The 20,109-nt window shown below is 72.6% G+C and carries 18 protein-coding genes and 1 tRNA gene; 10 read left to right on the top strand and 9 right to left on the bottom strand.

Annotated elements, in window-relative coordinates:
* Positions 1 to 104: 104 nt before the first annotated feature.
* From DOO78_RS14460 to DOO78_RS14425, 8 genes are all read right to left on the bottom strand, one after another.
* Positions 105 to 635, bottom strand: coding sequence for a VOC family protein (locus DOO78_RS14460; RefSeq protein ID WP_207802906.1), 531 nt, complete (start codon positions 633 to 635; stop codon positions 105 to 107).
* Positions 636 to 761: 126 nt separating this feature from the next.
* Positions 762 to 1,358, bottom strand: coding sequence for a glutathione S-transferase N-terminal domain-containing protein (locus DOO78_RS14455; RefSeq protein ID WP_111470562.1), 597 nt, complete (start codon positions 1,356 to 1,358; stop codon positions 762 to 764).
* 66 nt (positions 1,359 to 1,424) lie between these two features.
* A complete protein-coding gene (locus tag DOO78_RS14450; RefSeq protein ID WP_111470561.1) occupies positions 1,425 to 2,213 on the bottom strand; it encodes an ABC transporter ATP-binding protein in 789 nt (262 codons plus the stop codon).
* A complete protein-coding gene (locus tag DOO78_RS14445) occupies positions 2,210 to 3,235 on the bottom strand; it encodes a taurine ABC transporter substrate-binding protein (RefSeq protein ID WP_165838900.1) in 1,026 nt (341 codons plus the stop codon). Before DOO78_RS14445 ends, DOO78_RS14450 begins: the two co-directional genes overlap by 4 nt.
* 38 nt (positions 3,236 to 3,273) lie before the next feature.
* The gene (locus DOO78_RS14440) at positions 3,274 to 4,041 is read right to left on the bottom strand and encodes an ABC transporter permease (RefSeq protein ID WP_111470559.1); all 768 of its coding nucleotides are present in this window, start codon (positions 4,039 to 4,041) and stop codon (positions 3,274 to 3,276) included.
* Complete coding sequence (locus DOO78_RS14435) at positions 4,041 to 4,868, bottom strand: ABC transporter permease (RefSeq protein ID WP_111470558.1); 828 nt, start codon at positions 4,866 to 4,868, stop codon at positions 4,041 to 4,043. The genes DOO78_RS14440 and DOO78_RS14435 overlap by 1 nt, the downstream gene beginning before the upstream one ends.
* Before the next feature lie 142 nt (positions 4,869 to 5,010).
* Positions 5,011 to 5,892: an RNA polymerase sigma factor RpoH gene (gene rpoH / locus DOO78_RS14430; RefSeq protein ID WP_111470557.1), complete on the bottom strand. Its 882-nt coding sequence runs from the start codon at positions 5,890 to 5,892 to the stop codon at positions 5,011 to 5,013.
* A 232-nt stretch (positions 5,893 to 6,124) separates the two neighbouring features.
* Complete coding sequence (locus DOO78_RS14425) at positions 6,125 to 7,150, bottom strand: RluA family pseudouridine synthase (protein ID WP_111470556.1); 1,026 nt, start codon at positions 7,148 to 7,150, stop codon at positions 6,125 to 6,127.
* Between DOO78_RS14425 and DOO78_RS14420 the strand changes: the two genes are divergently transcribed.
* The 10 genes from DOO78_RS14420 to DOO78_RS14375 all read left to right on the top strand — a co-directional run bounded on the left by DOO78_RS14420 (position 7,119) and on the right by DOO78_RS14375 (position 18,103).
* Positions 7,119 to 7,394 carry a DUF6476 family protein gene (locus DOO78_RS14420; protein WP_243634553.1) on the top strand — a complete coding sequence of 92 codons (276 nt, stop codon included), beginning with the start codon at positions 7,119 to 7,121 and terminating at the stop codon, positions 7,392 to 7,394. The two genes, DOO78_RS14425 and DOO78_RS14420, sit on opposite strands and share 32 nt — an antisense overlap.
* Positions 7,395 to 7,479: 85 nt before the next feature.
* Positions 7,480 to 7,555 (top strand) — tRNA-Glu (locus tag DOO78_RS14415).
* A gap of 329 nt (positions 7,556 to 7,884) precedes the next feature.
* On the top strand, positions 7,885 to 8,859 hold the full coding sequence (locus DOO78_RS14410; RefSeq protein ID WP_243634552.1) for an HlyD family secretion protein: 975 nt from the start codon (positions 7,885 to 7,887) through the stop codon (positions 8,857 to 8,859).
* Positions 8,856 to 11,585: a ribosome-associated ATPase/putative transporter RbbA gene (gene rbbA / locus DOO78_RS14405; protein WP_111470554.1), complete on the top strand. Its 2,730-nt coding sequence runs from the start codon at positions 8,856 to 8,858 to the stop codon at positions 11,583 to 11,585. Before DOO78_RS14410 ends, rbbA begins: the two co-directional genes overlap by 4 nt.
* A gap of 3 nt (positions 11,586 to 11,588) precedes the next feature.
* A complete protein-coding gene (locus DOO78_RS14400; protein WP_111470553.1) occupies positions 11,589 to 12,695 on the top strand; it encodes an ABC transporter permease in 1,107 nt (368 codons plus the stop codon).
* A 34-nt stretch (positions 12,696 to 12,729) separates the two neighbouring features.
* Positions 12,730 to 13,365, top strand: a complete 636-nt coding sequence (locus DOO78_RS14395) for an HAD family hydrolase (protein WP_111470675.1) — start codon at positions 12,730 to 12,732, stop codon at positions 13,363 to 13,365.
* 107 nt (positions 13,366 to 13,472) lie between these two features.
* Positions 13,473 to 13,730, top strand: coding sequence for a hypothetical protein (locus DOO78_RS14390; RefSeq protein WP_111470552.1), 258 nt, complete (start codon positions 13,473 to 13,475; stop codon positions 13,728 to 13,730).
* Between the two features lie 133 nt (positions 13,731 to 13,863).
* The gene (locus DOO78_RS14385) at positions 13,864 to 14,991 is read left to right on the top strand and encodes an HlyD family secretion protein (RefSeq protein WP_111470551.1); all 1,128 of its coding nucleotides are present in this window, start codon (positions 13,864 to 13,866) and stop codon (positions 14,989 to 14,991) included.
* Positions 14,992 to 16,578, top strand: a complete 1,587-nt coding sequence (locus DOO78_RS14380; protein WP_111470550.1) for a DHA2 family efflux MFS transporter permease subunit — start codon at positions 14,992 to 14,994, stop codon at positions 16,576 to 16,578. It begins immediately after the preceding gene.
* Between the two features lie 16 nt (positions 16,579 to 16,594).
* Complete coding sequence (locus DOO78_RS14375) at positions 16,595 to 18,103, top strand: efflux transporter outer membrane subunit (protein WP_165838899.1); 1,509 nt, start codon at positions 16,595 to 16,597, stop codon at positions 18,101 to 18,103.
* Between the two features lie 60 nt (positions 18,104 to 18,163).
* On the opposite strand, the gene DOO78_RS14370 is transcribed toward DOO78_RS14375, so the two are convergent.
* A complete protein-coding gene (locus tag DOO78_RS14370) occupies positions 18,164 to 20,056 on the bottom strand; it encodes a potassium transporter Kup (RefSeq protein WP_111470548.1) in 1,893 nt (630 codons plus the stop codon).
* Between the last annotated feature and the right edge of the window lie 53 nt (positions 20,057 to 20,109).

The raw sequence follows: 20,109 nt of genomic DNA, 5'->3' as shown, positions 1-20,109 counted from the left end.
GTCTCTGGAACTGTGGGATCGGTTGCCGCTGATGTAGGCGCCCCGGGGGGGAAAGGCCAGGGAAAGGGGGCCCGGGGAGGACCAGGGGAGGGAGGAAGCGGCCCCTATCGCAGCTCCGCCAGCAACGCCTGCAAGTCGAAACGGCGATTGGTCATGTGCAACGTCCCCTCGCTGGTGCGGGGCCATTCCACGCGCGGGCGGTCGCGGTAGAGCTCGACCCCGTTGCCGTCCGGGTCCCGCAGGTAGATCGCCTCGGAGACGCCGTGGTCGGAGGCGCCCTCAAGCGGGATCCCGGCCTGCAGCACCCGCAGCAGCGCCGTGGCGAGGGCGCGGCGGTCGGGATAGAGCAGGGCGACGTGGTAGAGGCCGGTGGTGCCCGGCGCCGGCGGCGGCCCGCCGGCGCTCTCCCAGGTGTTGAGGGCGATGTGGTGGTGGTAGCCGCCCGCCGAGAGGAAGGCGGCCTGGCCGGCCCAGATCTCCTGCACCTCGAGGCCGATGACGTCGCGCCAGAAGCCGAGGGCGCGGTCGAGATCGGCGACCTTCAGATGCACGTGCCCGATCCGCGCCTCGGGATCGATGGATCTGGCCGGGCTGGGCAGGCTGGCGGGGTCGGGCATGGCGATGGCTCCGTGCATGGGGACGAAGATGGCCCCCGCCCCGCCGATGCGCCAATCCAGCGCGCCAATACCCGCCATGACGGCGGCCGATGAGGCCGCGCCCCGCCGGCCGGTTCGCGGCGTCGGGCGCCTCAGCCGGGCGCCTCAGCCGGGCGGCACGGTCCGGGCCATGGCGGGCAGCGCCGCGACCTTCGCGTACCAGGCCTCCAGCGCCGGATGGCCGGGGCGCCAGGGCTCGTGCGGGTAGCGGAAATCGAGATAGCCGAGGGCGCAGGCGATGCTGACCTCGCCGATGGTGGCGAGCGGGCCGAGGCCGCCGGCCTCCGCCTCCAGCGCGTCGAGGGCGCGCGCGACCTTGCCCTGCTGCACGGCGATGTAGTCGCGCCGGCCCTCGTCCTGCGGCAGCGCCACCTCGCGGCGGCGCGGCTGGGTGGCGTCCAGGATGCCGTCGGCCAGCGCCTCCTGCCGCAGCGCGGTCCAGCGCGCCGGGCCGGGCGGCGGGATCAGCGGCGCCGCCTCGCCGAGGCTGTCGAGATACTCGCAGATCACCGGGCTGTCGTAGAGCACCGTGCCGTCATCGGTGACGAGGGAAGGGACCTTGGCGAGCGGGTTCAGCGCGGCGAGCGCCGGGTCGGTGGTCGGCACCGACCAGAGCTCCATCCGGCCATCGATGCCGCGCAGGATGGCGCAGACCACGGCCTTGCGGACATAGGGGCTGTTCGGCGAGTAGGCGAGCTTCATCGGGGCAGATCCTCCGCCGCGACCATCGCCCGCCGCGGCCGCAGCGGCAAGCCGCCTGCATCCGCGTCAGGCGTCGTGCTGCATGCCCCAGATCAGCGACAGTACTCGCTCGCGCGCCGCGATGAAGCCGGCGCCGCTCTTGACCCGGCGGATGTCCTGGTCGGCCGCCTCGCGTGCGAAGGGCAGCGGGATGCGCTCGAGGATGCGGCCCGGCCGCGGCGACATCACCACCACCTCGGTGCCGAGATAGACCGCCTCCTCGACGGAATGGGTGATGAAGACCACCGTCATGCCGGTGCGCCGCCAGACGGCGTGTAGCTCCTCCTGCATGTGCTCGCGCGTCAGGGCATCGAGCGCGCCGAAGGGCTCGTCCATCAGCAGCACCTTCGGCTCGTTGCAGAGCGCCCGGGCGATGGCCAGGCGCTGCTGCATGCCGCCCGAGAGCTCATAGGGGTAGCGGTCGCGGAACTCCCAGAGCCCGGTGGTGCGCAGCCAGTATTCCACCCGCTCCCTCGCCTGGGCCCGGTTCTCGCCGCGCATGCGCGGGCCGAAGCCGGCATTGGCGGCGACCGTCATCCAGGGAAACAGGGTCGGCTGCTGGAAGACCACGCCGCGCTCCGGCGCCGGCCCCTCGACCGGGCGGCCATCCAGGCTCACCGTGCCGCCGGTCGGGCGCAGGAAGCCGGCCAGGGTCTGCAGCATCGTCGTCTTGCCGCAGCCCGAGGGGCCGACGATGCAGACGAAATCGCCCTGCGCGAAGGCGAGGTCCGCCCGCTCCAGCGCCAGCACGGCGCCCGCGCCCTCGCCGTAGCGGACGGAGACCTCGTCGAAGCGGACGAAGCCCGGCCGCGTCACGCCACCGCCTGTTGCAGGAAATGCGTGTTCAGCGCGCTGCCGAAGGTGCCGACCGGCGGCGCCGAGCGGAGCGAGCGCTGCTCCACCAGGAAGTCGGCGGTGCCCTTCAGCACCTCGGCGAATTTGCCGGGCTTGCCGGGGGTGCCGAGCCAGGCCTCGCCGGTCTGGGCGGGCAGGTCGACGAACTCATAGGCCTTCATCTCGGCCATCGCCGTCTCGGGCGAGACGCCGGCCTGCTGCGCCACCAGCTTCGCCGCCTCCTCCGGGCTGCTGCGCCACATCCCGAGCGCCTTGCCATAGGCCTTGAGGAAGCCGACCACCGAGGCCGGCTGCGCCTTGGCGAAGTCGTTGTGGACGATGATGGTGTCGGCGATGGCGTAGCCGGCCTTGTCCAGCGCGTCCCAGGTGCGGAAGGGGGTGCCGCCGGCCTCGATGATCTTGCTCTTGGCCGGGGCCCAGACATAGGCGGCGTCGATCTCGCCCTTGGCCCAGGCGGCCTGGATGGCGGCCGGCTTCATGTCGAGCACGGTGACGTCGCGCTGCGACAGGCCGTTGGTCTTGAGGAAGCCGAGCAGGCGGAAATGGCTGGTGGAGCCGAAGGGCGTCGCCACCTTCTTGCCCTTGAAATCGGCCGGGCTGCGGATGTTGGCGGCGGTGCGCACCGTCATCTCCTCGGCCGGGCCGATATTGTCGACCAGTCCGATCACCTGGAAGGGCAGGCCCTGGGCGATGCCGGCGGCGGTGGCGACCGAGCCGGTGGCGAGGCCGATATCGCAGGAGCCGCCGACCATGGCGGTGTTGATCTCGGCGCCGCTGCCGTATTCGGTCCAGGTGATCGGCGCGCCGACGCCCTCGGCGAACCAGCCTTGGCCCTTGGCGATCATGGTCGGCTTGGCCTCGGTGAAGAAGCCGACATTCACCTTGGCCGGGGCGGCGCGGCTGAGGCGCGGCAGCGCCAGGGCACCGGTGGCGGCGGCAGCGGCGGCGAGGGCCGAGCGGCGGGTGAGGGGCAGCGCGGTCATGGCGGTCTCCCTGGTCGTTGCGGTGGGCATGGGGCGGGTCAGCGGCCGGCCCAGTGGACGATACGCCGCTCGAGCCAAAGCAGCAGGCGGTCGATGGCGATCCCGGTCAGGCCGATGACCAGGATGCCGACGAAGGCGTAGTCCGAGCGCAGGAAGCGCCCGGCATCGAGGATCATCCAGCCGATGCCGCTCGACCCGGCGATGATCTCGGCCGCGATCAGCGTGGCATAGACGATGCCGAGCGCGAGGCGGGCGCCGGTGAGGATCTCCGGCAGGGCCGAGGGCGCCACCACATGCCAGAAGACCTGCCGCGGCGAGGCGCCGAGGGCGGCCGCCATGCGCAGCCGCTCGGGCGGGATGTTGCGCACGCCGTCCCGCGCCGCGACGGCGGCGACTGGCAGGGCGGCGAGGAAGAGCATGCTGATCTTGCTGCCCTCGCCGATGCCCAGCCAGACGATGAGCAGCACCAGATAGGCGAGCTGCGGCAGCGGGCGGAGGAATTCGATGAAGGGCGCGGCCATCGCGTCCAGCTTGCGCGAGACGCCCATGGCGAGGCCGAGCGCGGTGCCGGCCAGCGCCCCGGTGAGGAAGCCAGTACCGACGCGCAGCAGGCTCATGCCCAGATGCTCGGGCAGGGTGCGGCCCTTGTAGCCCTCGTCCAGCAGCTCCTGCAGGCCGAGCCAGAGGTCGCGCGGGCCGGGCAGAAACAGGTCGCGCACCAGGCCGAGCCGCGTCACCGCCACCCAGGCCGAGAGGACGAGAAGGATCGAGAGGCCGGTGACCGCCCAGTTCGGCAGGCTGCGCATCAGTCGCGGCCCCGCCAGTGCACCAGCCGCCGGTCGAGCAGGCGGAGCGCCCAGGCGAGGGCGATGCCGAGCAGGCCGAGCAGCAGGATGCAGAGGATGATGATGTCGTTGCGCAGGAAATGGCTGGCCGAGATCACCATCCAGCCGAGCCCGTCGCTGGCCGCCATGAGCTCGGCCGAGACCACGGTGGAGAAGGCGGCGGCGAGGGCGATCTGCAGGCCGGTGAAGATCATCGGCGCCGCCGAGGGCAAGATGACGTGGCGGAAGACCTGGCTGGGCGAGGCGCCGAGCGCCTCGGCCGCCTGGATCCGCTGCCGCTTGACGCCGCGCAGCCCGGCGGCGCTGGCGGCGACGATGATCGGGAAGGCGGTGAGGAAGAGCAGCGCGGTCTTCGAGGCGTCGCCGGTGCCGAGCCAGAGGATCAGCAGGATCATGTAGGAGAGCGGCGGCAGCGGCCGCAGGAACTGGATGATCCAGTCGATGGCGGCGCCGGCGATGCGGTTGCGGCCCATCCAGAGGCCGAGCGGCACGCCGGTGAGCACCGCCAGGCCGAAGCCGCCGCCAAGCCGGCCGAGGGTGGACAGGACGTTCTCGGCGAGGGTGGTGCCGCGATAGCCCTCCCGCAGCACCTCGGTCAGGGCCTGCCAGACCTGGAGGGGCGCGGGGAGCAGCTCGGCGGGGACGAGGCGGCCGCCCGAGACCGCCCACCAGGCGACCAGCATCGCCGCCACCGCGCCGGCGCCATAGGCAGGCAGGGGCAGGGGGCGGCGAGGCCGGCGGGGCGGGGCGGCTGCCAGGCTCGGCAGGGGGACGGGCAGGTCGGGCATGGTCCAACTCGGCGCGGGCGTCGGTGATAGCAACACCCATGCCATGGCGCCGCCCAGACCCGGCGGGCGGCCGAGGCACAAAAAAAGCCCGGCGGACTGTCCGCCGGGCCATTGGCCGCTGGGGCCGCTTCGCGGGAAATGCCTAGACCGCAAGCCTCCGCTCGACGACCTGGGTCTTCATGCTCTTCTGCAGCTTCTCGAAGGCGCGCACCTCGATCTGGCGCACGCGCTCGCGGCTGATGTTGTACTGCTGCGAGAGCTCCTCGAGCGTCGTCGGCTCGTCCTTCAGCCGGCGCTCGATCAGGATGTGCCGCTCCCGCTCGTTCAGCGTCTTCAGCGCCTCGCCGAGCAGCATGCGGCGGTTGGAGAGATCCTCCCGCTCGGACAGCTCGCTCTCCTGCGTCTCCTGGTCGTCGACCAGCCAGTCCTGCCACTCGCCCTCGCTGTCCGAGCGGACGGGCGCGTTCAGGGAATGGTCGGGCGAGGCCAGGCGGCGGTTCATGGAGACCACGTCCTGCTCCGGCACCTGCAGGACCCGGGCGATCTTCTCCACCTGCTCCGGCTTCAGGTCCCCGTCCTCGAGGGCCGCCATCTGGCCCTTCAGGCGCCGGAGATTGAAGAAGAGCTTTTTCTGGGCCGCGGTCGTCCCCATCTTCACCAGCGACCAGCTATGGAGGATGTATTCCTGGATGGCAGCGCGGATCCACCACATCGCATAGGTGGCCAGGCGGAAGCCGCGGTCCGGATCGAACCGCTTCACCGCCTGCATCATGCCGACATTGCCTTCGGAGATGAGCTCGCCGACCGGCAGGCCGTAGCCGCGATAGCCCATGGCGATCTTGGCCACGAGCCGGAGATGGCTGGTAACGAGCTTGTGCGCGGCGCGCTCGTCGCCTTCATCGCGCCAACGCCGGGCGAGCGAGAGCTCCTCCTCCGGCGAGAGCATGGGAAATTTCCGGATCTCCTGCAGGTAGCGGGAGAGGTTGCCCTCGGGGGCAACGGGAATGACCGAGCTGGAAGCCATTTGGATCATCTGCCTCCTGCGCGCGGCGGGCGACCCCGTGACGGCGGTGCCCTCTCCGCGACGGATCTTGGCAGTTCGAACGCCATGCAGGCCCACCGGACATCGCCTGCCCCGGTCACGACGGGGCGAGATCGGCGCTCGTCCAGCTTTTGCGGCACCCGATGACGCTGCCTCGGGATGTTTGTACCGGCTGCGATGCTGGCTGTCCAGAAAAACCGAGTTTCTGGGTTGGTTACTCTGGGTTACCGGACAGCAATGTGAGAAGCAAAACGAAATCCGCTGGCGGCGGTGCGGTGAAGGCCAGGGGCTGCCCGGTCACCGGATGGCGGAAGCCGAGCGTCGCCGCATGCAGCGCCTGCCGGGGGAAGGCGAGAAGCCCCTGCCGCACCGGCTCCGGCAGGCCTCGCGCCGCCGCAGGCGTGCGACGCAGATAGACCGGGTCGCCGACCAGGGGATGCCCGACCTCGGCGAGATGCACCCGAATCTGGTGCGTCCGCCCGGTCGCCAGCCGGCAGCGCAGCAGGGCGCAGGCGGTTCCCCAGGCGCGGTCGGTGGCGTAATGGGTGAGGGCGGGCTTGCCGCCGCGTGACACGACGGCCATGCGCTTGCGGTCCGTCGGGTGGCGGCCGATCGCCCCCTCAATCTGGCCGGAAGGCGGGCTGGGCAGGCCCCAGACGAGCGCGAGGTATTCCCGGTCGAGGTCGCGCTCGGCGAAGGCGAGCGAGAGGGCGCGGTGGGCGACCTCGGTCTTGGCCACGACCATGACGCCGGAGGTGTCCTTGTCCAGGCGATGCACGATGCCCGGCCGCTTCTCGCCGCCGATGCCCGGCAGCTCCTCGCCGGCATGTGCCAGCAGGGCGTTGACCAGCGTGCCGTCCTGGTTGCCGGGCGCGGGGTGGACCACCAGCCCGGCCGGCTTGTCGAGCACGATCAGATGCGCGTCCTCGAACAGGATGGCGAGCGGGATGTCCTGCGGTTGTGGCAGGGCGGGCGTCGCGGCCGGGATCGCCAGCGCATAGGTGCTGCCGGCGCGCACCGCCTCGGCGGCGTCGCGCAGCGGCTGGCCATCGCGGCTGGCGGCCCCGGCGGCGATCAGCGCCTTGACGCGGGAGCGCGACAGCGAGCCTATCGCCTCCGCGAGGAATCGGTCGGCCCGCAGGCCGGCCTGGGCGGGTGCCGCAATCAGGGTGATGGTCTCGCCGCCCGTGGGTTCGGGGGGATGGTCGGTGCGCGCGCTCAAGATCCTGGTCGTCGTCATGGGGGTGTTGATCGTCGCTGGCACGGTGGGCCTGGTGATGGTGCTCGTCCAGCGGGTTGGTGGCGCGGCGAGCGGCACGCGCTGGGAGGCGGCGCTCGACCAGCCCGAGGGCACGCGCATCACCGGCCTTGCCGCCACCGAGAGCGGCATCGCCGTGCTGCTGGCGCGGCCGGATGGCGAGCGGGTGCTGGTGGTGGAGCCGAAGCGCGGGCGGGTGATCGGCGAGATCCGGCCAGGCCGGTGAGGCGAGATCGTTGAGGCAAGAACGGCGACAGGGTGCTTGACCCTCCCGCGGCCCGGCCCTAGAAGCCCCGCCACGACGCCTCCACGTCCCATTCGTCTAGAGGCCTAGGACACCGCCCTCTCACGGCGGCAACAGGGGTTCGAATCCCCTATGGGACGCCAGCGGCCGCCATCATGGCGGAGCCGCTCCAGCGCCGCCCCCACCCCGATCCGAGTCCCTGGCGCTGCCGTGAGCCCGCACGATTTCTGGGAATTGCTGAAGCTCATCGGCCGCTTCCTGCGCTGGCTGTTCATCGGCGACCCTCCCTAGACCAGATCCTTGGACCCGCGTGAGCGGATCACGGTCCGGCGTCCGCCCTCCCGGCGGCGGGCGATGGGCAGGGGCCGCGGAAGCCTCTATCCCTGGCGGGCCGGGAGGGCGTCCGCGGCTCGCAGCCCGCCCGCCGCCCGCCACAGGTCGGGATCGACGGATGACAGTCTCGAAGCGAGCCGTGCTCATCGGGTTTGCCGCGCTGGTGCTGGCCGGCGGCAGCTACGCCGTCTGGCGCCGGAGCACGGCCCTTCCCGCCCTGCCCGCCCTGCCCGCCAGCATCGTCGAGACCAACGGACGCATCGAGGCGCAGCAATTCGACGTCGCCAGCAAGATCGCCGGGCGGGTGCTGACGGTGAGCGTCGAGGAAGGCCAGATGGTCGCGGCCGGCGCGGTGGTGGCGCGACTCGACGACGCCACCCTGCAGGCGCAGCTCCGCGCCGCCGAGGCGCAGGTCGGGGAGGCGGAGCACGCGGTCGCCCAGGCGAAGGCGGAACTCGCCCGCGCCGCCAGCCTGCGGCAGCTCGCGCAGACCGAGTTCGGCCGCACCCAGACCCTCGCGCAACGCGGCTACGCCCCGACCGAGCAGCTCGACCAGCGGCGCGCGGCCGTCGAGGTGAGCGATGCGACGGTGGCGACCGCGGAAGCCGGCCGGCAGCGCGCCGATGCCGCGCTGCAGGCGGCGCAAGCCAATGCCGCGCAGGTGCGGACCATGCTGCAGGACACGATCCTCACCGCCTCGCGGGCCGGTCGCGTCCTCTATCGCCTCGTCCGCGATGGCGAGGTGGTGGCCGCCGGCGGCCGCGTCGCCACGCTGATCGACCCGACCGATGTCTCGATGATCGTCTTCCTGCCCGCGGCGCAGGCCGGCCGGCTCGCCTATGGCGCCGAGGCGCGGCTGGTGCTCGACCCCGTGCCGGCCTACGTCCTGCCGGCGAGCGTGAGCTTCGTGGCGCCGGAGGCGCAGTTCACGCCGCGCCAGGTGGAGACGACGACGGAACGCGGGAACCTGATGTTCCGCGTCAAGCTGCGGCTGCCGCCCGAGCTGCTGCAGGCGCATGCCGAGCAGGTGAAGGGCGGCGTGCGCGGCCTCGCCTATCTCCGGCTCGATCCCGCCTTGCCCTGGCCGGAGCGGCTGCAGGTGCGCCTGCCGTGACCGCCACGGCCGGCCAGGCCGCCGCGGTGCTGCGCGATGTCCGGCACCGCTATGGCGCGGCGCGCGCGCTCGATGGCATCACCCTGACCATCCCGGCCGGCCGGATGGTCGGGCTGGTGGGGCCGGACGGCGTCGGCAAGTCCACCCTGCTGGCGCTGCTGGCCGCGGTGCGCCGGCCGCAGGCGGGGGAGCTCGAGGCGCTGGGCGAGAACCTGCGCGACCCCGCCGCGCTCGCCCGCTTCCGCGAGCGCATCGCCTATATGCCGCAGGGACTCGGGCGGAACCTCTACCCGACCCTCTCGGTGGCGGAGAACATCGCGTATTTCGGCCGCCTGTTCGGCCAGGCACGGGATGTGCGGCGGGAGCGCGCGGCCGAGCTCGTGCAGGCGACCGGGCTCGCCCGCTTCACCGACCGGCCCGCCGGCCAGCTCTCCGGCGGCATGAAGCAGAAGCTCTCGCTCTGCTGCGCCCTGATGCGCGAGCCCGACCTGCTCATCCTCGACGAGCCGACCACCGGGGTCGACCCGCTCTCCCGCCGGCAATTCTGGACCCTGATCGACCGGCTGCGCGCTCGCCGCCCGACGATGAGCGTGCTGGTCGCCACCGCCTATATGGACGAGGCGGAGCGCTTCGACTGGCTGGCCGCGTTGGATGCCGGCAAGGTCACCGTGACCGGCAGCCCGGCCGAGATCCGGCAGCGGACGGGGACGGCGAGCTTCGAGCAGGCCTTCATCGCCATGCTGCCGGAGGACCGGCGCCGCGGCTACGAGCCGGTCGTCATCACGCCGCCGCCGCCGCCGCGCCCGGGCGAGGGGCCGGTGATCGAGGCGGAGGGGCTGACCAAGCGCTTCGGCGATTTCGTCGCGGTGGACCACGTCAACCTCAGCGTGCGGCGCGGCGAGATCTTCGGCTTCCTCGGCTCCAATGGCTCGGGCAAGAGCACGACCATGCGCATGCTGACCGGGCTGCTGCCGGCCAGCGAGGGCCATGCCACCGTGCTCGGGCAGCGCCCCGGCGCCGGCGGCGATTCCCGCCGCCAGGTCGGCTACATGTCGCAGGCCTTCTCGCTCTATGGCGAGCTGACGGTGCGGCAGAACCTGGAGCTGCACGCGCATCTCTTCCATCTGCCGCCGGACCGCGCCGCCGCCCGCATCGCCGCGGTGCTGCGGGATTTCGACCTGGAGCAGGTGGTCGATGCGGCGCCGGAATCCCTGCCGCTCGGCGTGCGGCAGCGGCTGCAACTGGCCGCGGCGGTGGTGCACGAGCCGGCGCTGCTGATCCTCGACGAGCCGACCTCGGGCGTCGACCCGGTGGCGCGCGACCTGTTCTGGCGGCACCTGCTGCGCCTCTCCCGCCAGCAGGGCGTGACCATCTTCATCTCCACCCATTTCATGAACGAGGCGGAGCGCTGCGATCGCATCTCGCTGCAGCATGCGGGCCGCATCCTCGCCGTGGGGAAGCCGGCCGAGCTGGTGGCGCAGCGCCACGCCGCCTCGCTGGAGGAGGCCTTCATCGGCTGGCTCGAGGAGGCGGCCGGTCCCGAGGAGGCGACGCCCGACCTGCCGGCGCCGGCCGCGGCCCGGCAGCCGGCCCGGCCGACCCGGTTCGCCCCCGGGCGGCTGCTGGCCTGCGCCTGGCGCGAGGCGCTGGAGCTGCTGCGCGACCGCGTCCGCCTGGCCTTCGCGCTCGTCGGGCCGGTGGTGCTGATGATCGCCTTCGGCTTCGGCATCTCCTTCGACGTGGAGAACCTGCCCTATGCGGTGCTCGACGGCGACCAGTCGCCCGACAGCCGCGGGCTGCTGGAGAGCTTCGCCGGGTCCCGCTACTTCTCCGCGCGGCCGCCGCTGCCGAGCGAGGCGGCGGCCGAGGCCGCGCTCCGCGCCGCCCGCATCGCCCTCGCCATCGAGGTGCCGCCGCGCTTCGGGCACGACCTGCGCCGCGGCGACCGGCCGGAGGTCTCGGTGCTGGTGGACGGGGCGATGCCCTTCCGCGCCGAGACCGCCCGCAGCTACGTCATGGGCCTGTCGCAGACCTGGCTGCGCGACGAGCAGGCGCTCTCGCCGCTGCCGCGGCAGCGCGATGCCGCCAGCATCGAGACGCGCTTCCGCTACAACCAGGCCTTCCGCAGCGCCGTCGCCATCGTGCCCGGCGTGATCATGCTCATGCTCATGCTGGTGCCGGCCATGCTGGCCGCCGTCGGCGTGGTGCGCGAGAAGGAGAGCGGGGCGATCGCCAATTTCCGCGCGACGCCGGTCACGGCGCCCGAATTCCTCATCGGCAAGCAGCTTCCCTACATCGCCGTGGCGCTGGCGAGCTTCGCCGCGCTGGTGCTGGCGGCGCGGCTGGTCTTCGGCGTGCCGGTGCTCGGCTCCGGCGCCGCCCTCGCCGGCGGGGCGGTGCTCTATGTCCTGGCCTCGACGGGCTTCGGGCTGCTGATCTCCGCCTTCGTGGCGAGCCAGGTCGCGGCCATCTTCGCCGCGGCGATCCTCTCGGTGGTGCCGGCGGTGAACTTCTCCGGCCTGCTGGTGCCGACCTCCTCGCTCTCGGGCGCGGCCCGCGCCATCGGGCTGGCCTTCCCGTCCGGCTGGTTCCAGCAGATCTCGATCGGCACCATGAGCAAGGGGCTCGGCCTCGCCGAGACCTGGGTGAACCACCTGGCGCTGGCCGGCTTCGCCATCGGCTTCGTCCTGGCGGCCTCGCTGCTGTTGCGCAAGCAGGAGGCCTGACCGATGCGCAGCCTCGGCAACGTCCTGTGGTTGACGCTGAAGGAGCTTCGGGTGCTGCGGGCCGATCCCGTCCTGCTGCTGCTCGTCGTCTATACCTTCACCATCGCGGTCTACACGGTGGCGACCGGGGTGAAGACCGAGGTGCGCAACGCCGCCATCGCGGTGGTGGACGAGGACCGCTCCGAGCTGTCGCGCGCCGTCACGGCGGCGCTGCTGCCGCCCCTGTTCCAGCCGCCGGCGGCGATCGCGCCCGCCGAGGTGACGCCGGCGCTGGATGCGGGGCGCTTCGTCTTCGTGCTGCAATTGCCGCCGCGCTTCGAGTCCGACCTGCTGGCCTCGCGCCCGGTCGATCTCGGGCTCGATGTCGATGCCACGGCGATGGCGCAGGCCGGCAACGGCGCCGCCTACATCCAGCAGATCGTGCTGGCGACGATCGGCGAGCGGCTGGGGACGGCCGCCCCGCCGATCGCCCTGGCGGTCCGCCTGCGCTTCAACCCGAACGGCTTGCCGGAATGGTTCACCTCCGTCATGCAGGTGATGAACAGCACGCTGATCCTCTCGATCATCCTGCCCGGGGCAGCGATGCTGCGGGAGCGCGAGCACGGCACGCTCGAGCATCTGCTGGCCATGCCGGTGACGCCGCTCGAGATCCTGCTCGCCAAGATCGGGGCGAATGCGCTGGTCATCGTGGCGGCGGCCACCCTGTCGCTGCTGCTGGTGGTGCGGGGCCTGCTCGCGGTGCCGATCGCCGGATCGGTGCCGCTCTTCGTGCTCGGGACCATCGTCTTCCAGGTCTCCGTGGCGGCGCTCGGCGTGCTGCTCGCCACCCTGACGACCTCGACCGGCCAGTTCGGCCTGCTGGCCCTGCCCGTGTTCATCCTGATGATGCTGCTCTCGGGCAGCATGACGCCGCTCGAGAGCATGCCGGGCTGGCTGCAGGCGATGGTGCAGGTGCTGCCGACCACGCAATTCGTGGCCTTCGCGCAATCGGTGTTGTTCCGCGGCGCCGATTTCGCGCTTGTGGCGCCGAGGCTCGGCGTGCTGTGCCTGCTGGGCCTGCTCTTCTTCGGGGCGGCCTATCGGCGGCTGCGGCACACCCTGGCGGAGTAGCGGCGGACAGGTGGGGAGGATCGGGATGGCGGAGATGGCGCAAGGCCCGGCCGGGCGGGGCACGGTCGTGTTCGACCTCGGCGGGGTGCTGATCGACTGGAATCCCCGCTATCTCTACCGCAAGCTCTTTCCCGGCGACGAGGCGGGCATGGAGCGCTTCCTGGCGGAGGTCTGCACCGGCGCCTGGAACCTCGAGCAGGATGGCGGCCGGAGCTGGGCGGAGGGCACGGCGCTGCTCAAGGCGCGGCATCCGGACCAGGCGGCGCTGATCGATGCCTATCACCAGCGCTGGGGCGAGATGCTGGCCGGCCCGATCGAGGGCGCCGTGGCGATCCTGCGCGCGCTGCGGGACCGCGGCACGCCGGTCTTCGCCCTGACCAACTGGTCGCACGAGACCTTCCCGATCGCGCTCGAGCGCTTCGACTTCCTCGCCTGGTTCCGGGGCATCATCGTCTCGGGCCAGGAGCGGATGGTGAAGCCCGATCCGCGGATCTACCACCTGCTCGTCGAGCGCTACGGCCTGCGGGTCGGCGACATCGTCTATGTCGACGACAACCCGCGCAACGCGGCGGCGGCGACGGCGATCGGGATGCACGGCATCCACTTCACCGGCCCCGAGGCGCTGCGGCGCGAGCTCGGGTCGCTCGGCCTGCTGCCGCCGACCGGCTGACGGCCCCGCGGCGGGGCCGCGCATTCGGGCTTGGTGCGACTCGCAGGGATGGGTTGAATGGGGCGGTCGAAATGACCGCTTTGCGCAACAGGTCGGGAGGCTCGGGCATGACCCAGGCAACGACATCCCTCGACGTCGCCGCCCCCGTCGCCCCGCTTGGGCTGTTGTGGTCGCAAGCGGTGTCGGCGCGCTACCTCGATGCGCGCGAGCGCGGCCTCTCGCACCGCCAGGCGCTGGGCGAGGCCGGCGGGCTGCTGTCCGTCTTCGTGCCCAGCCTGAGCCCGCGGGAGGCGAGGGCGCAGGCGGAGGCCCTGATGTGCCAGTCCGGGCCGCTGCGCCTGCGGCCGCCCGCCCGGACGGCGTGACCGCGCCCGGCCCGTCCCCGCCATCGGCGCGGCGGGCGGGGTCGTGCCAGCGGCGCCTCCTTCCGCGGCCGCGCCATCCCGGGCAACCCTGACAGCGGCAGCGCGCTTGCGCCGTGACAGGGGCCTGCCGCGCATGGACGACGTGCCGCCGACATCGGAGAGTCAGGCCGCGGCGCGCAGCCGCGGGCGGGGATCGCCCCCGCCGGACGCCGATGCGGCGGAGGGGGAGACGCCGGCATCGCCCGGCCGCCGGCGCTGGCTGATCGCGGCGGGCCTGGTTGCCGGCCTCCTGGTGCTGGGCGGCGGTGCCGCCTGGTGGTGGCAGGCGCGGCTCTGGGAATCGACCGACGACGCCTTCCTCGAATCGCATGTGACCCGCCTGGCGCCGCAGGTTTCGGGCCCGGTCGCGCGGCTCCTGGTGGAGGACAACCAGCCGGTCCAGGCCGGCCAGCTCCTGGTGCAGATCGACCCGCGCAATTTCGAGGTGGCGCTGGCCAATGCGGTGGCCCGGCGCGGCAGCGCCGCGGCGCAGATCGCCGAGGCCGAGGCGCAGCTGGCGGTGCGGCGGGCGGCGATCGGCCAGGCGCGCGCCAACCAGGTCATCGCCGAGGCGGACCGGGAGAACACCGAGACGACGCTCCGCCGGTTCCGCAGCGTCGATCCGCGCGCCGTGACCCGCCAGCAATCCGACGACGCCGAGGCCGCAGCCCGCAGCGCCCGTGCCCGGGTCGAGGCGGCGAAGCAGGAGGTAACGGCGGCCGAGGCCCAGGCGGCGGCGGCGGAGGCGCAGCGCCAGGCGGCCGAGGCGGCGCTGCGCGAGGCGGAGGCGGCGGTCGAGAATGCCGGGCTGCAGCTCTCCTATGCCCGCATCACGGCGCCGGTCGCCGGCCGCGTCGCCAATCGCGGGGTCGAGGTCGGCAACTACGTCACGCCGGGGCAGGCGCTGCTCTCGATCGTCGAGCCCGAGGTCTGGGTGACCGCGAATTTCAAGGAGACGCAGCTGCGGCGCATCCATCCCGGCCAGGCCGTGCAGCTGCGGGTCGATGCCTATCCGCGCCCGCTCCTCGCCGGCCGGGTGGACAGCATCCAGTCCGGCACCGGCGCGCGCTTCTCGGTGCTGCCGCCGCAGAACGCCACCGGCAACTACGTGAAGGTGACGCAGCGCGTGCCGGTCAAGATCGTCATCGAGGATGCGCGGGCGAGGGACCTGCCGCTCTCGCCCGGCCTCTCCGTGGTGCCGAGCGTCAGGATCCGCAACTAGATGGCCGACCTGCCGCGCTCGGCCGCCGGCCGCCGCTCGCCCTGGCTCATCGCCTCCATCGTCTCCATCGCCACCTTCATGGAGGTGCTCGACACCACCATCGCCAATGTCGCCCTGCGCCACATGGCCGGCGGGGTCGGGGCGAGCCAGGACGAGAGCACCTGGATCCTGACCACCTACCTGGTGACCAACGCCATCGTCCTGCCGGTCTCCGGCTACCTGGCGACGGCGCTCGGGCGCAAGCGCTTCTACATGGGCTGCGTCGCGCTCTTCACCCTGGCCTCGCTCGGCTGCGCGCTCGCGCCGAGCCTCGGCCTGCTGCTGGTCTGCCGCGCCATCCAGGGGATCGGCGGCGGCGGCCTGGCGCCGGTGGAGCAGTCGATCCTCGCCGACACCTTCCCGCCGGAGAAGCGCGCCCAGGCCTTCGCCCTCTACGGGCTGACGGTGGTCACCGCGCCGGCGATCGGGCCGGCCCTCGGCGGCTGGATCACCGACAACTACTCCTGGCACTGGATCTTCCTGATCAACCTGCCGGTCGGCGCGCTGTCGCTCGTCCTGGTCTCGGTCTTCGTGCAGGAGCCGCCGGCGGTGCAGGAGGACCGGCGGCGCTTCCTCGCCGAGGGCAGCGGCATCGACTGGGTCGGCTTCGGCCTCTCCGCCATGGCGCTCGGCAGCCTGCAGATCGTGCTGGACCGCGCCGTGATCGACGACGGCTTCTGGTCGCCGCTGGTCTCCTGGCTGACCGTCCTCTGCATCGCGGGCTTCGTGCTGCTGATCCCCTGGGAGCGGCGGCAGGCGCGGCCGGCGGTGGATGTGCGGCTCTTCGGCTACCGCTCCTTCCTCGCCGCCTGCCTGATCATGTTCCTCGTCGCCTTCACGCTGTTCAGCACCACGCAACTCCTGCCGCAGCTGACGCAGGAGCTGATGGGTTACGACGCCACCACGGCCGGGCTGACGCTCGCCATCGGCGGGATCGGCACCATCTTCGTCATGCCATTCGCCGGGAAGCTGACGACGCTGGTGCAGCCGCGCTGGGTGATCCTCGCCGCGCTGCTCTGGTCGGGCGGCGCCTTGCTGCATGCCACCCGGATCGACCTCACCATGTCCTTCTGGCACGTCTCGATGCTGCGCGTGGTGCAGGTGGTGGCGCTGCCCTTCCTCTTCGTGCCGATCACCACGGCGGCCTATATCGGGCTGCCGCCCGACAAGACGAACGACGCCAGCGCGCTCATCAACCTGATGCGCAACCTCGGCGCCTCGGTCGGCATCTCGGTGATGAACGCGGTGGTGGTGCATGGCGCGCAGGTCCACCAGAACCGGCTGATCGAATCCGCCCGCGACACGAATCCGCTCTGGACCGAGCATCTGCGGCAGACCGAGCAGGCGCTGCGCGGTGCCGGGCTCGGGGCCTGGGAGGCGTCGCAGGCGGCCCTTGCGCAACTCGCCGCCCAGGTGCAGGCACAGGCGCAGGTGCTCAGCTATATGGACGCGTTCTGGCTGCTCGGCGTGGCGGTGCTGGTGCTCTGGCCGCTGGTCTTCCTGATGCGCGACGTGCCGAAGGGAGCCGGATCCGGTGGCCATGGATAGGGGGACGCGGAGAGGGATGCGGCGGGGCCGGCTCGCGCCATGGGCGGCGCTCCTGCTCGCCGGCTGCAATGTCGGGCCGGACTTCGCCAGCCCGGTGCCGCAGGTGCCCGCGGGCTGGACCGAGGCCAGCCTGTCGCCGCCCGCCTATGCCCGCAGCCGGGCGGAGGCGGGCGCGATCGACGCGGCCTGGTGGGAGAGCTTCCACGACCCGACGCTGACCTGGCTCGTCACCTCGGTCGAGCAGGGCAACCCGGATCTCGAGGAGGCCACCTCGCGCATCGCCGAGACGCGGGAGCAGCGGCGCATCGCCTATGCCGGCTTCTGGCCGACCCTCGATGCCCAGGCCTCCGACACGCGGCTGCGGATCAGCGAGAACAGCCCCTTCGCCGCCATTGCCGGCGGCGGCGCCTCGGCGACCGCGGCCCAGCCCAACGCGGCCTCCGGCGTGCCGATCTCGACCGGCCCCAAGCCCGGCTTCACCATCTATCAGGCCGGCTTCGACGCGGCCTGGGAGCTCGACCTCTTCGGCCGCACCCGGCGCGGCGTCGAGGCGGCGGAGGCCGATATCCGCTCGGCCGAGCGCCAGCTCGACAATGTGCGCCTGTCGCTGCGGGCGGAGGCGGCGCGCGCCTATCTCGAATTGCGGGGGCTGCAGGCCCGGCAGCAGATCGCGCGGCAGAGCCTGCGCCTGCAGCGCGACAACGCCCAGCTCACCCGCTCGCGCTACGGCGCCGGCTTCGCCACCGAGGTGGACGTGGCCAATGCCGATGCGCTGGTCGCCAGCACCGAGGCGACGCTGCCGCAATACGACGCGCAGGTGACGCAGGCGATGAACCGGCTGAGCCGGCTGCTCGGCCAGGCGCCCGGGACGCTGCGCGAGCGCCTCGCCAGCGCGGCGCCGATCCCGCCGGCGCCGCCCGCGGTGGCGATCGGCCTGCCGCTCGAGACCATCCGCCGCCGCCCGGACGTGGCCGCCGCCGAGGCCGCCCTGGCGGCGCAGACGGCCCGGATCGGCGTCGCCACGGCGCAGCTCTACCCGACGCTGCGCATCAACGGCTCGATCGGGCTGCAATCCGGCAACACGGTCAATCTCTTCGAGACGGCGAGCCGCTTCTTCTCCATCGGCCCGGCGCTGATCATCCCGCTCTTCGAGGGCGGCCGGCTGCGGGCGCAGATCCGGCTCGAGGAGGCGCGGCAACGCACGGCGGCCATCGTCTGGCGCCGCACCGTGCTCGACGCGCTGCACGAGGTGGAGAACGCACTGGCCTCCTATTACGGCGACCAGGGGCGGCGCGACGGGCTGCGGCGCCAGGCGGTGGCGGCACGGCGGGCTTCGAACCTGGCGCGCACCCGCTTCACCGCCGGGCTCGGCACCTTCCTCGAGGTGCTCGATGCCGACCGCACCCGGCTGGCGGCGGAGCTGGCGGTGGCCGAAAGCGCCGCCGCGGTCTCGACCGATCTCGTCGCGGTCTACAAGGCGCTCGGCGGCGGCTGGGAGCCGGTGCCGCGGCCGGGCGGCGCCTGACGACGTGACCCAAGCGGCCAGACATGGTGCCAGACCAGGGTTTGGCCCCCACGCCGCGCGCTACATCTCGACCCGCGTGCCGAGCTCCACCACCCGGTCGCTCGGGATGCCGAAGTAATCCGTGGCGCCCACCGCGTTGCGCGTCAGGAAGGCGAAGAGCCGTTCCTGCCAGGGCGGCAGGTCCGGCCGCATGGAGGGCACCGGCACCTCGCGGCCGAGGAACCAGGAGGCGGTGCCGGGATCGAAGCCGAGCGCCTCCTGGTGCAGGGCAAGCGCCGGCAGGACGCTCGGCCGCTCGGCGAAGCCGAAGCGCAGCAGGACGCGGCAGAAGCCGTGCGGCAGCGGCTCGATCCGCAGCCGCTCCGCCTCCGGGATGCGCGGCACGCGCTCGCCCTGGACGGTCAGCAGCACGACCCGCTCATGCAGCACGCCGTTGTGCTTGAGGTTGAGGGCCAGGGCGCCGGGCATCAGCGCCCGGCGCGTGGTGAGGTAGATCGCCGTGCCGGGGACGCGGCCGGGGGCGCCGGCGGCAACCAGCTTGGCCAGGAAGGGCGCGAGCTCGGCGGCGCCCTCGTCCCGGTGCTCGAGCAGGACGGCCCGGCCGCGGATCCAGACCAGCAGGAGGGTCAGGCAGATCGTCGCCACGACGAGCGGAAACCAGCCGCCGGCCGGGATCTTGTGCAGGTTCGCGGCGACGAAGCCGAGATCGAGGGCGAGGAAGGCGCCGGCCACGGGCAACACCGCGGCGAGCGGCAGGCCCCAGCGGGCATGCGCCACCAGGCCGACCAGGATCGTCGTCACCAGCATGTCGCCCGCGACGGCGATGCCATAGGCGTTCGCCAGGGCTTCCGAGCTGCGGAAGCCGAGGACCAGGCCGAGCACGGCGAGGGCGAGGAGCCAGTTGATCTGCGGCACATAGACCTGGCCGGCCGCCTCCTCCGAGGTCTGCCGGACCTCGAGCCGCGGCAGGACGCCGAGCTGGATGGCCTGCTGCACCAGGGCGAAGGCGCCCGAGATCACCGCCTGGCTAGCGATGACGGTGGCGGCGGTGGCGAGCAGCACGGCCGGCAGCAGCAGCCAGCCCGGGAAGAGGTGGAAGAAGGGATCGGCGAGGCTGCCCGGATCGGCCAGGGCGAGCGCCCCCTGGCCGAGATAGTTCAGCACCAGCGCCGGCATGACGGCGGCGAACCAGTCGATGCGGATGGCCGGCCGGCCGAAATGGCCCATATCGGCGTAGAGCGCCTCGCCGCCGGTGACGGCGAGGAAGACGCTGCCGAGCGCCGCGAAGCCGCCGCCCGTGCCGATCACCTGCAGCGCGTGCCGCGGATCGAGCGCGGCCAGGATGCCGGGATGCCGCAGCACCTGCCACAGGCCGGTCGCCGCCAGCGTCACGAACCAGACGGCCATGACCGGGCCGAAGAGACGCCCGACGCTGCCGCTGCCGCGCGACTGGAGAAGGAAGAGGGCGGCCAGCACCACCAGGGCGGCCGGGATGACATAGGGCTGCAGCCGCGGCGCGGCGACCGTGGCGCCCTCGATCGCCGAGAGGACCGAGATGGCCGGCGTGATCATCGCGTCGCCGAAGAAGAGCGAGGCGCCGGCGAGGCCGATGGGGAGCAGCAGCGGCCTGAGGCGGCCGGCCGCGGGCAGGGCGAGGGAGAGCAGCGCCATGGTCCCGCCCTCGCCGTCATTGTCGGCGCGCATGACGAAGACGACGTATTTCACCGCGACGACCAGCGTCACCGACCAGAGGATCAGGGACACGGTGCCGAGGACCGCCTCGTCCGCCGGGATGCCATGGGCGGCCGCGGTCCGCAGGCTCTCGCGGAAGGCGTAGATCGGGCTGGTGCCGATATCGCCGAAGACCACGCCGAGGGCGCCGAGCAGCATGGCCCGCATCGCCGGATGCCCGGCGAGGGCGGGGGTGGAAATGGCGGCCGTGCTGCGCGACATGCGCCGAGGTCTCCGCGGTGCGGCAGCGGCAACGCGGCAAGGGGCGGCAAAGT

It is taken from the genome of Roseicella frigidaeris (genome assembly GCF_003258945.1).
Classification (GTDB): domain Bacteria; phylum Pseudomonadota; class Alphaproteobacteria; order Acetobacterales; family Acetobacteraceae; genus Paracraurococcus; species Paracraurococcus frigidaeris.
The sequence above is the reverse complement of the archived record's forward strand: the minus strand, read 5'-3'. Positions and strand labels throughout refer to the sequence as shown.

Bases quoted from the DNA above. Each gene is read 5' to 3' on its own strand.
- DOO78_RS14380 (WP_111470550.1), top strand. From the start codon at position 14,992: ATGGCCGACCTGCCGCGCTCGGCCGCCGGCCGCCGCTCGCCCTGGCTC.
- DOO78_RS14390 (WP_111470552.1), top strand. From the start codon at position 13,473: ATGACCCAGGCAACGACATCCCTCGACGTCGCCGCCCCCGTCGCCCCG.
- DOO78_RS14375 (WP_165838899.1), top strand. From the start codon at position 16,595: ATGCGGCGGGGCCGGCTCGCGCCATGGGCGGCGCTCCTGCTCGCCGGC.
- DOO78_RS14385 (WP_111470551.1), top strand. From the start codon at position 13,864: ATGGACGACGTGCCGCCGACATCGGAGAGTCAGGCCGCGGCGCGCAGC.
- DOO78_RS14460 (WP_207802906.1), bottom strand. From the start codon at position 635: ATGCACGGAGCCATCGCCATGCCCGACCCCGCCAGCCTGCCCAGCCCG.
- DOO78_RS14440 (WP_111470559.1), bottom strand. From the start codon at position 4,041: ATGCGCAGCCTGCCGAACTGGGCGGTCACCGGCCTCTCGATCCTTCTC.
- DOO78_RS14435 (WP_111470558.1), bottom strand. From the start codon at position 4,868: ATGCCCGACCTGCCCGTCCCCCTGCCGAGCCTGGCAGCCGCCCCGCCC.
- rpoH (WP_111470557.1), bottom strand. From the start codon at position 5,892: ATGGCTTCCAGCTCGGTCATTCCCGTTGCCCCCGAGGGCAACCTCTCC.
- DOO78_RS14425 (WP_111470556.1), bottom strand. From the start codon at position 7,150: ATGACGACGACCAGGATCTTGAGCGCGCGCACCGACCATCCCCCCGAA.
- DOO78_RS14395 (WP_111470675.1), top strand. From the start codon at position 12,730: ATGGCGCAAGGCCCGGCCGGGCGGGGCACGGTCGTGTTCGACCTCGGC.
- DOO78_RS14370 (WP_111470548.1), bottom strand. From the start codon at position 20,056: ATGTCGCGCAGCACGGCCGCCATTTCCACCCCCGCCCTCGCCGGGCAT.
- DOO78_RS14455 (WP_111470562.1), bottom strand. From the start codon at position 1,358: ATGAAGCTCGCCTACTCGCCGAACAGCCCCTATGTCCGCAAGGCCGTG.
- DOO78_RS14445 (WP_165838900.1), bottom strand. From the start codon at position 3,235: ATGACCGCGCTGCCCCTCACCCGCCGCTCGGCCCTCGCCGCCGCTGCC.
- DOO78_RS14400 (WP_111470553.1), top strand. From the start codon at position 11,589: ATGCGCAGCCTCGGCAACGTCCTGTGGTTGACGCTGAAGGAGCTTCGG.